The sequence below is a fragment of the Paenibacillus sp. PAMC 26794 genome, from assembly GCF_000316035.1.
In the GTDB taxonomy this organism is placed as follows: Bacteria; Bacillota; Bacilli; order Paenibacillales; family Paenibacillaceae; genus Paenibacillus.
In genome coordinates this window covers 172,804-183,549 of record NZ_ANHX01000055.1, presented here as the reverse complement: position 1 = coordinate 183,549, position 10,746 = coordinate 172,804, and the positions used below count along the sequence as shown (strand labels likewise).

At 46.9% G+C, this 10,746-nt stretch carries 10 protein-coding genes; 9 read left to right on the top strand and 1 reads right to left on the bottom strand.

All coding sequences use genetic code 11. The annotated features are described in order from the left end of the window. On the bottom strand, window positions 1–186 hold a 186-nt coding region (locus D829_RS33490; protein ID WP_026081299.1), incomplete at its 3' end, for a hypothetical protein. Between the two features lie 65 nt (window positions 187–251). Here D829_RS33490 and purM point away from each other — a divergent pair. The 9 genes from purM (at window position 252) to D829_RS33925 (ending at window position 10,708) form a co-directional block, all read left to right on the top strand. After that, window positions 252–1,292: a phosphoribosylformylglycinamidine cyclo-ligase gene (gene purM, locus D829_RS0119930; RefSeq protein WP_017690691.1), complete on the top strand. Its 1,041-nt coding sequence runs from the start codon at window positions 252–254 to the stop codon at window positions 1,290–1,292. After that, on the top strand, window positions 1,292–1,909 hold the full coding sequence (purN, locus tag D829_RS0119925; protein WP_017690690.1) for a phosphoribosylglycinamide formyltransferase: 618 nt from the start codon (window positions 1,292–1,294) through the stop codon (window positions 1,907–1,909). The genes purM and purN overlap by 1 nt, the downstream gene beginning before the upstream one ends. Window positions 1,910–2,204: 295 nt before the next feature. Beyond that, the gene (gene purH / locus D829_RS0119920; RefSeq protein WP_017690689.1) at window positions 2,205–3,752 is read left to right on the top strand and encodes a bifunctional phosphoribosylaminoimidazolecarboxamide formyltransferase/IMP cyclohydrolase; all 1,548 of its coding nucleotides are present in this window, start codon (window positions 2,205–2,207) and stop codon (window positions 3,750–3,752) included. A 130-nt stretch (window positions 3,753–3,882) separates the two neighbouring features. Beyond that, window positions 3,883–5,148 (top strand): phosphoribosylamine--glycine ligase, encoded by a 1,266-nt coding sequence (purD, locus tag D829_RS0119915; RefSeq protein ID WP_017690688.1) that lies wholly within the window; start codon window positions 3,883–3,885, stop codon window positions 5,146–5,148. Window positions 5,149–5,867: 719 nt separating this feature from the next. Then, window positions 5,868–7,205 (top strand): hemolysin family protein, encoded by a 1,338-nt coding sequence (locus D829_RS0119910; RefSeq protein ID WP_017690687.1) that lies wholly within the window; start codon window positions 5,868–5,870, stop codon window positions 7,203–7,205. 283 nt (window positions 7,206–7,488) lie between these two features. Beyond that, a complete protein-coding gene (locus tag D829_RS0119905) occupies window positions 7,489–8,571 on the top strand; it encodes a hemolysin family protein (protein ID WP_017690686.1) in 1,083 nt (360 codons plus the stop codon). Window positions 8,572–8,824: 253 nt separating this feature from the next. Then, window positions 8,825–9,778 (top strand): ring-cleaving dioxygenase, encoded by a 954-nt coding sequence (locus D829_RS0119900; protein ID WP_085981463.1) that lies wholly within the window; start codon window positions 8,825–8,827, stop codon window positions 9,776–9,778. Between the two features lie 14 nt (window positions 9,779–9,792). After that, window positions 9,793–10,398, top strand: coding sequence for an alpha/beta hydrolase (locus D829_RS0119895; protein WP_026081298.1), 606 nt, complete (start codon window positions 9,793–9,795; stop codon window positions 10,396–10,398). Window positions 10,399–10,480: 82 nt separating this feature from the next. Continuing rightward, window positions 10,481–10,708, top strand: a complete 228-nt coding sequence (locus D829_RS33925) for a hypothetical protein (protein ID WP_017690683.1) — start codon at window positions 10,481–10,483, stop codon at window positions 10,706–10,708. Window positions 10,709–10,746: the final 38 nt, after the last annotated feature.

The window sequence follows — 10,746 nt, the reverse complement described above, 5'->3', positions numbered from 1 at the left end:
GCCAGGCGAAGCAGCTGCCCAGCGGGCTTGCCCCGCAGCGCAGCTGAGCGGGGTTCGCCGACCGATGGCTTGCAGCCAGCGGAATCGGCGAACAACCACGCGAGCACACGAACCAACCAACCATAGCAAGATCACACTAGCCACCTCTGCACCGCTTTTTTGGCGGGTGTCCAGAGGGCCTGCCAAGGTCCTATGGGGTCCTCCCGGGCGGGAGGATTTAGGTGGGGCGAAAAAAAAGGAGATGATTCCACTTGTCCGAAGCATATAAAAAGGCCGGCGTTGATATCGCGGCAGGTAATGAAGCGGTTGAACGGATGAAAAAACACGTGAAGCGTACCTTCCGTCCGGAAGTGATGACAGATCTGGGTGGATTCGGTGCCCTGTTCGGTTTGAACAAAGATAAATACGATGAGCCGGTGCTTGTATCCGGTACAGACGGCGTAGGCACCAAGCTGAAAATTGCATTTGCCATGGACCGTCACGATACCATCGGAATCGACGCGGTAGCGATGTGTGTGAACGACATTGTGGTACAGGGTGCAGAACCACTCTTCTTCCTTGACTATCTGGCATGTGACAAAGTCATTCCTGAGAAGATCGAAGCTATTGTTGCGGGCATCGCTGAAGGCTGTCATCAATCTGGTTGTGCGCTGATCGGTGGCGAGACAGCGGAAATGCCGGGCATGTACAGTGAAGGCGAATACGATATTGCCGGATTCACGGTGGGTATCGTGGACAAAGCAAAGATCATCAACGGTACAACCATCGCCCCTGGCGACACAGTGATCGGACTTGCCTCCAGCGGTGTGCATAGTAACGGATTCTCGCTGGTACGCAGACTTTTGTTGGAAGATGCGGGACTTGATCTGCATGATGAAGTAGCGGAACTGGGCGGTAAGCTGGGTGATTCTCTGCTGGAACCTACGAAGATCTATGTTAAACCCCTGTTGACCCTGCTTGAAAAGGTAAAAGTAAAAGGCATGGCACACATTACAGGTGGTGGCTTCATTGAGAATATCCCACGTATGTTGCCGAGCAACGTGAATGTGGATATTGACTACGGTTCTTGGCCGATCCTGCCGATCTTCAACCTGTTACAGGAAAAGGGTGCTGTCTCGAACCGTGACATGTTCACCACATTTAACATGGGTGTTGGGCTTGTACTGGTCGTTAATGAAGCAGATGCAACGGAAGCACTGCAACAACTGAAAGCATCAGGTGAAGAAGCGTACATCATTGGCCGTGTTACTGAAGGAGATGCGCGAGTAACCTTCACGGGAGCGGATGTTTAATGGCGAACTACCGCATAGCTGTATTTGCCTCGGGTGAAGGGTCTAACTTTCAGTCATTGGTTGATGCAGTACGAAACGGTGGGCTGGATGCATCTGTAGATCTGCTCGTGTGTGATAAACCGGCTGCACGCGTTGTGCAGCGGGCACAGGACGCAGGCGTGGATTGTCATCTGTTTACTCCGAAAAATTATGCTTCCCGTGAAGCCTATGAGGCAGAGATCGTGGAAGTGCTTGAATCCAAAAAGATCGACCTGGTTGTTCTTGCTGGATATATGAGATTGCTGACTTCCGTTGTGGTGGATCGTTACGCAGGACGGTTGATTAACATTCATCCGTCCTTGCTACCGGCATTTGCAGGCAAGGATGCGATTGGACAGGCTCTCGAATATGGTGTGAAAGTTACGGGCGTGACCGTGCATTTTGTGGACGGAGGCATGGATACTGGACCGATTATTGCCCAGCATCCGGTTCCCATTTTGCCAGAGGATACGCCTGAGTCAATCAGCCGTTCCATTCATGCGGCTGAACAGCAGTTATACCCTGAAGTGGTTTCCTGGTTCGCGCAAGGTCTGGTTCAGTTAGACGGACGTCACGTGACTGTTAACAAACCGGTTTGATATAGTTTTAAACTTTTTCACACATTAACAGAGAGGACAGAAATAAGCTGTAGAAGCGAAGCGCTCGCCTTTATTACTGGATTTTTACCATTGAGAAATTGTTCAAAAAAATCTAGGAATAACAGCGATCGAAAGATTATTCTGGACTCGTAGTGTTTTAGTGTGAAAATCTATTTATCAACTGTATAACAGAAGTCGAATATTGGTACGCATTTTGTGATATTTCTCGGGAAATAAATCGGCTGTGTTTCGTCAGGAAACGCGAAGCCATGGGACATTAAAGGAGGAGCATATTGTGAGTATCAAAAGAGCGCTGGTCAGCGTATCGGATAAAACAGGCATCGTGAACTTTTGCCGCGAGCTGTCGCAAATGGGTGTGGAGATTATTTCGACAGGAGGTACAAGCAGCCTGTTGTCGAAGGAAGGCGTACCTGTCATCGGAATTTCGGATGTGACCGGATTTCCGGAAATCATGGACGGACGTGTCAAAACATTGCATCCGGCAGTTCATAGTGGGTTGTTGGCTGTGCGTGATAACGAAGAGCACACACGCCAGATGGAAGAACTCGGTCTCGGCTATATCGATCTGGTTGTCGTGAACCTGTATCCATTCCAAGAGACTATTGCGAAACCAGACGTGGCATATGAAGATGCCATCGAGAACATCGATATCGGTGGTCCAACGATGCTTCGCTCGGCAGCCAAAAACCATGCCTTTGTCAGTGTTGTTGTAGACGCATCTGATTACAGCCAAGTGCTGGAGGAAGTGCGCAACGATGGAGATACCACTCTCGAAACTCGCAAACGGCTTGCGGCAAAAGTGTTCCGTCATACGGCGGCTTACGATGCACTCATCTCCGACTACCTGTCCAACGTAAATGGTGATCCACTACCAGAGCGTCTGACGGTTACTTACGAAAAACTCCAGGATTTGCGTTACGGCGAAAATCCACACCAGCAGGCGGCATTCTATCGCAAACCGCTGGCTGCTCAAGATACGTTGACAACAGCCGAGCAATTGCATGGCAAAGAGTTGTCTTACAATAACATTAATGATGCGAACGCAGCATTGCAGATTGTCAAAGAATTTGAAGAACCAGCCGTTGTCGCGGTAAAACATATGAACCCATGCGGCGTAGGTATTGGCGCAAGTATCTATGAAGCCTACAGCAAGGCATATGCTGCAGATCCAACGTCTATCTTTGGTGGCATCGTGGCAGCGAACCGCATTATCGACAGCGATACAGCAGGCAAATTGAGCGAGATTTTCCTGGAAATCGTACTTGCCCCTGACTTTACACAAGAGGCACTCGATATCCTGACGAAGAAGAAAAACATTCGTTTGCTCAAAACGGGTGAATTGAATGCTGCTCGTAAACGGGAAAGCCAATTCGTGGTAACGTCCATCGACGGTGGTATGATCGTGCAACAGTCCGATGTACACTCCATTGAAGCGAGCGAGTTGAATGTTGTAACTGATCGTGCGCCATCGGAAGAAGAACTGAAACAGCTCTTGTTTGGCTGGAAAGTAGTTAAACACGTGAAATCCAACGCGATCGTACTTGCTGCAAATGATATGACGGTAGGTGTGGGCGCTGGACAAATGAATCGTGTGGGTGCAGCCAAAATTGCGATTGAGCAAGCGGGCGAGCAAGCAAAAGGTGCTATTCTGGCATCTGATGCGTTCTTCCCAATGGGTGATACACTGGAACTGGCAGCAAAAGCCGGAATTACAGCGGTGATTCAACCTGGTGGTTCGATCAAAGATGAAGAGTCCATCAAAGTAGCCAATGAATACGGAATTGCGATGGTCTTCACAGGCGTTCGTCACTTCAAACACTAGAGCGAAAAAGGTTTAAATAAGGGGTGTCGCCAGTCATACTTATGACTTATGGTACACCCCCTCTTTTTTAGGTTCTTTCAACACGCATTAGCGTAACAAATTCAGTTATGCACGGAGGGGAACAGAGCGAATGGATATTCTGGTAGTAGGCGGCGGTGGCCGGGAACATGCAATCATCTGGGCACTGGCAAAGAGTCCAAAGGTAGACAAGATTCACTGTGCACCGGGAAATGCAGGTATTGCTCAGCTCGCTGAGTGTCATGCCATTGCGGTAAATGAATTCGATAAACTAACGGCTCTTGCTGTAGAGCTTAAAGTGGGATTAGTGGTTATTGGTCCGGATGATCCGCTTGCGGATGGGATCGTGGATGCATTTGATTCGACAGGTATTCCGGTATTTGGACCTCGTCGCAATGCAGCAGAGATCGAAGGAAGTAAAACGTTCATGAAGGACCTGCTGCACAAATACAACATTCCAACCGCAGCCTATGAAAAATTCGACAATTACGAACAAGCTCAAGCATACCTGAATGAGCAAGCAATTCCGGTTGTCATCAAGGCAGATGGACTGGCAGCGGGCAAAGGTGTGACGGTAGCTTATTCGCGTGAAGAGGCTGATCAGGCACTTCGCAGTATCATGGTGGACAAAGTATTTGGTGAAGCAGGAGCCAAAGTGATCATCGAGGAATTCCTCGCAGGGCAGGAAATGTCCATTCTGGCTTTTGTCGATGGGGAGACGGTTCGTCCGATGGCCGCAGCACAGGATCACAAACCTGTATTCGACAATGACCAAGGGCCAAACACAGGCGGTATGGGTACATACTCACCTTTGCCACATATCCCTGCTTCTATTATTGAGGAAGCCGTGGAGATGATCATTAAACCAACTGCCAAAGCGATGGTGTCCGAGGGACGTCCATTCCAGGGTGTATTGTTTGCCGGACTGATGATCTCCCCAGATGGTAAACCCAAAACCATTGAGTTCAACGCACGTTTCGGTGATCCCGAAACACAGGTTGTATTGACACGTCTGAAGAGTGACTTGTTTGATATCTTCTGGGCAACCGTTCATGGCAAGCTGGCTGATATTGAGATTGAATGGAGTGATGAAGCCGCAGTATGTGTGGTGCTTGCTTCAGGAGGTTATCCGGGTCCTTATGCCAAAGGCGTAGTCATTGAAGGACTGGATCAAGTGCAAGATGCCGTGGTATTCCACGCAGGTACGGCGCGTAGTGAAGCAGGAGACTGGGTCACCAATGGTGGACGGATCCTGGGCGTAGTTGGCCTTGGTACGGATATTGCCGAAGCTAGAAACAAAGCCTATGAACAGGCGGAGCGTATCCATTTTGATGGTAAACATCAGCGGACAGACATTGCTGCCAAAGCACTGGTATAGAATGAATACAAGAGCCCGTCAAGGATGTATACCGGAAAGGTATTTGCATCCTGCGGGCTCTTTCCAACGTATATAGATGTATCTTGTACAAATGGCCGGACTTGTCCATACGAGAAAGAACATGGGGAAGATACGAAACTAGATTAAATCAGGGCGATCACGTTTGTTTAATGCCCTAAACTAAAGGGTAGTATTTTTATAAATTGGACTATACTAAACATGTGAAGATTATCACATTATGAGGTAATAACAATCATATTATAGAAAGTACGTAACATACATAGAGACTGATTTGTGAACATTATACTATAAGCTTGTGGCAAACCATAACGTGCAACTGGATGGTTAAGCGGGAAACATGGTATACTTTTCGGAAACAGGAATGAGTACGAGGGGAGGTGGATATCTATTGGGTAGGCGATATTGTAAATTGTCCAAATGGCGAATCTAGGTGGAGTTAAGCGAGGAACAATTGACAGCATGAGGGGTAACCCGATTTGAATGAAGAAGTTTCTGCAAGTCATTGACTTCATCTTGAATTCCTGTTTTGTAATTTTACAAGGTCAAACGTAAGACTTATACAAAAGATATCATTGAAATCGATTTTATATAAGGCAGACGTCGTGTTGAAAGAATAACAGTTGATGAATGGTTAACACAGTTAACGGATCACGCTGTAACTATCTCTGGAGGTGAATCCCTGAGAACCGGGGAAATCATTGGACATAATTACCATATTGAATATCGCTTTACTTATTATCTTGATTGCATTGACTGCATTTTTCGTAGCATCGGAATTTGCTGTAGTCAAAATTCGTACATCAAGAGTGGATCAACTGGTCGCGGAGGGCAATAAAAAGGCCGTATTGGCTAAAAAAGTTGTCTCGGACCTGGATTATTATCTGTCAGCCTGTCAGCTCGGTATTACGGTCACTGCTCTAGGACTGGGAGCGCTCGGAAAACCGACGGTTGAGAGATTGTTATATCCGGTATTCAATTATTTAGATATACCTGCTTCAATCTCGTCGATTGCTTCCTATGCGATCGCCTTTATCCTCGTCACGTTCTTACACGTGGTTGTTGGTGAGATGGCACCGAAAACGTTGGCGATTCAATTTTCAGAAAAACTGACATTAATGCTTGCCCCATCGCTATACTGGTTTGGTAAAATCATGTATCCGTTCATCTGGGCGCTTAATGGAACCTCACGTGTTCTTCTGCGAGGATTCGGTGTAAAGCCTGCCAAACATGATCAAGCCTACTCGGAGGACGAGATCAAAATCATCATGAACCAGAGCTATGAAGGTGACGAGAACAACAAGACCAAGCTTTCATATCTGGAAAATGTATTTGTGTTCGACGAACGTGATGCCAAAGACATCATGGTACCGCGTACAGAACTGGTGACATTAGATCAGGATATGACCTATGACGATATTATTCCTATATTGGATGAACATAACTACTCACGTTACCCTGTCATCGAGGATGGGGACAAGGACCGCATTATCGGCGTTGTGAATGTGAAAAAGATTTTGCCTGACATGGTAGCCGCAAGATCGTATCAACTAAGCGAGTTCGTTCGTGAGATCCCATTTGTTTCCGAAGTTACAAGTATCCAGGATGCAATGATTAAAATGCAGCAGGAACGTGTACACATGGCCGTGGTCGTGGATGAATACGGCGGTACCTCGGGTATCATTACGATGGAGGATATTCTGGAGGAACTTGTCGGTGAGATTCGCGATGAATTCGATGCCGATGAGGTGGCTGATATTCAGGAGACCGGAGAGAATCAATATCTCATTAATGGCCGGGTACTTTTGGATGAAGTGGAGCGGCAGTTCGGGCTTAGCTTTGAAGGTAATGAAGAGATGGATACCGTTGCTGGATGGATCCAATACCAGAAGGGTGTAGGTGTGGAAAAAGGAGACACGGTAGAACACGGTGATTATGTCTGGACCGTTGTGGATACCGAAAATTATCACATCAAACAAGTTCTTCTGGAACGAGTGAGCGGCGCACAGGTTGAGGAAGCTACTAGCGATCTGGCGTGATCTTGGTTGGTTCGATCTGACTGTAATCTAGGGTTTGACTGCCTATTTGGCTACTGCCCTCAGAATTTAAAACGTTTTGGCAACGTAACAGTGTAGGGGACGGAATCGATTCTGAAGAAGCGTAGCGTTCGCGTTTGCAAACCAATTTTAAACCTTTGAAAACAATAATCAGGAAAATTTGGAGGCAATGGCGATCGGAAGAACGAGCCGTCACCGGAACGTCACTCGTGCAACCTTATTTTAAAATTTAATGGAGGTGAATCCCTCAACCTGAGGGAAATCATTGGACGGAATAATAGCCTTGAATTTATTTTTAGTAGCCGTATTTATAGGTCTGACAGCCTTTTTCGTTGGAGCCGAATTTGCAATTCTTAAAGTACGGATGTCCCGAATCGATCAATTGATCTCGGAAGGGAACAAAAAGGCAGTACTGGCCAAAAAAGTGGCGTACAACCTGGATTATTATCTGTCTGCATGTCAATTGGGGATTACCATCACGGCGCTGGTATTGGGAGCCTTGGGTGAACCTACCGTTGAGAAAATGCTGCATCCGCTCTTTGAGCGAATGGAAGTGCCGGCGGCATTGTCTACCGTGCTTTCCTATGGTATCGCTCTGGCGATCATTACGTTCCTGCACGTGGTTATTGGTGAATTGGCACCGAAAACACTGGCGATTCAGTTTGCAGAGAGAATGACGCTGTTGCTGGCACCACCACTGTACTGGTTCGGTAAAATCATGAATCCATTTATTTACGCGCTGAATGGAGCTGCTCGTCTGTTGCTTGGCATATTTGGTGTAAAACCTGCCGGGCATGATACCGTTCACTCCGAAGAAGAGCTGAAGCTGATTATGGCACAGAGCTTTGAGAGCGGTGAGATCAACCAGACGGAGCTGGACTATCTCAAAAACATTTTTGCTTTTGATGAGCGTTTGCTTCAGGAGATCATGATTCCACGAGATAAAATTGTTACTTTGAATAAAGAAATGCCGATTGATCAGATCATTGAGATGCTGAATCGACATGAATATACGAGATACCCTGTTATTGCGAATGGGGATCAGGCTCATTTTGTTGGCTTTATTAACACCAAAGAAATGCTGACGAGTGTGGCTGCGGGCAGAGACTTCAATATGGAGACATTTGTCCACAATACGCCGAGTTTCTCCGAGCGTTCTCCAATCAAGGATGTACTGATCCAGATGCAGCAAAGCCGTGTACACATTGCCACCGTGAAAAACGAGGCAGGTGCTACGGTAGGTATGGTTACGATGGAGGATATCCTGGAAGAGATTGTCGGAGATATCAAGGATGAATACGAGCACAAAGATTTGGTGAATCCACCAAAAAGAATGAAACTGGTTTAAGAATAAGTGATACAAAGATATTACAGGATTAGCGAAGCAACCTAATCAATCGTTCTAATGATAAGCAGGTTCCCGATGTGATCGGGGCCTGCTTTTTGTATTAAATCTTAATTTTAAAATAAAAGCTTGCATATCATGGTCCATTGGATTAATATAAATTTAAAGAATCTTAATTTAAAGATAAATAACGAAAACGAAATAAATAAAAGAAGCAAAACTAACCTATGATACTACTAAAACCAAGGGAGTGGAGATTATGTTCAGAACTTCAGGAATTCATCATATTACAGCTTTTGTTGACGATGCACAGAAAAACGTTGATTTTTATGCAGGTGTATTGGCGCTCAGACTGGTGAAAAAAACCATTAACTTTGATGCACCAGACGTATATCACTTGTATTACGGGAATGAGCAGGGTGCACCGGGCACAATCATTACCTTTTTCCCACAGCAAAATTCAAGAAGAGGTGTCATTGGTTCCGGTCAGACTGGAGTTACCGTATATGCGGTTCCTGTGGGCAGCCTGTCTTTCTGGAAAGAACGTCTTGCTTCCTTAGACATTCCATATGAAAATAAAACGAGATTTGGTGAGCAGTACATTCGTTTCTTCGACAAAGGCGGTCTGTTGCTTGAACTGGTTGAGCGTGAAGGCGGTCAGCCAAGCAACTGGAGTTTCAATGGTGTGACACCAGAGCATGCCATCAAAGGATTTGGCGGAGCCGTATTGTTCAGCCACGTTCCTGAGAAAACCATGGACGTATTGGTGAGCAAACTGGGTCTGGAGCAAGTCGGTGAAGAGAACGGACTCCTTCGTCTTCAGGCAAGTGGCGATATTGGACAGATCATCGATATTCAGTCCACAGGTATCCAACGCGGGATTGGCGGAGCCGGAACGGTTCACCATATTGCATGGCGTGCCAAAGATTACGTGGAGCATGAACAAATTCAGCAGGATCTTGAACAATCCGGATATCATCCAACGCCAGTCATTGACCGTCAATACTTCAACGCTGTGTATTTCCGGGAGCCGGGTGGTATACTGTTCGAACTGGCTACGGATCCTCCGGGATTTGCACGGGATGAACCAGCAGAGAGCATGGGTGAGAAACTGATGTTGCCTGAATGGTATGAACCACAGCGTGAGCAGATTGAACAATTGTTGCCACGAATCGAAGTACGTGAATGGAAAGGAGAGTCCAAATCATGACCACAACCAATACAATGAAACATATCTATAAAGCAGGTGCTCAGCCGGATGCGCCAACAATCCTGTTGCTACACGGCACAGGCGGAACTGAGAATGATCTGGTAGGTCTGGCGGAAATGATCGCACCAGGAGCTGGCATACTTGGGGTGCGGGGTAACGTATCGGAGAACGGGATGCCCCGTTTCTTCCGCCGGCTGGCCGAAGGCATTTTTGACGAAGAAGATCTGATTGCTCGTACGGCAGAATTGGGATCTTTTGTAGATGCAGCTGCGGTGGAATACGGTTTTGATCGGTCCAACGTGTATGCACTGGGTTACTCTAACGGTGCCAACATTGCGGCAAGCTTGATCTTCCATCAAGCAGATGTATTCAAAGGTGCAATTCTGCATCACCCGATGGTACCGCTGCACGGACTCGAACTGCCGGATCTGAAAGGTCTGCCTGTGTTCATTGGTGCGGGCGAGAACGATCCGATTGTACCAAGACGTGAAACGGAGGAACTTGCTTCGTTGCTGAGCGGTGCAGGTGCCGATGTAAACACGCATTGGGAGCGTCAGGGTCATCAGTTGACTCGTACCGAGGCAGAAGCCGCGGCAGCTTGGTTTAAGACACAGGCGTAAGATATGAAACGGATAGAGACAGCCTGATTCGTGAAGATCGGGCTGTTTTTCCTTTTTGTTTTATTATTGTTAGGAAGAGGAAATGATTGGCTGGTGTTATGTAACTATTACTAGGGCGTGTCTTATAACTCCGAAAGGAGCAGATTTTTCCGAATTTTCGTTCCAGGCGATGAAATATATGCCGCTGCGTGCACTGGTTGCATTTAGCAGTGGGGCCGTGACGGAACAGTTACCCGATCCGATCATGGATCGGGTTTTCTTTTTGCATAAGGAAAAAGGAGCGGGAAAGGAACGGTGGTACGGAGGATGATCCTAGCAACGTGACAGAGGTGATAGGAGTGCTGTAAC

Excerpts from the sequence above, each read along its gene's own strand:
- purN (WP_017690690.1), top strand. The coding sequence starts at position 1,292 with ATGGCGAACTACCGCATAGCTGTATTTGCCTCGGGTGAAGGGTCTAAC.
- purD (WP_017690688.1), top strand. The coding sequence starts at position 3,883 with ATGGATATTCTGGTAGTAGGCGGCGGTGGCCGGGAACATGCAATCATC.
- D829_RS0119895 (WP_026081298.1), top strand. The coding sequence starts at position 9,793 with ATGAAACATATCTATAAAGCAGGTGCTCAGCCGGATGCGCCAACAATC.
- D829_RS33925 (WP_017690683.1), top strand. The coding sequence starts at position 10,481 with ATGATTGGCTGGTGTTATGTAACTATTACTAGGGCGTGTCTTATAACT.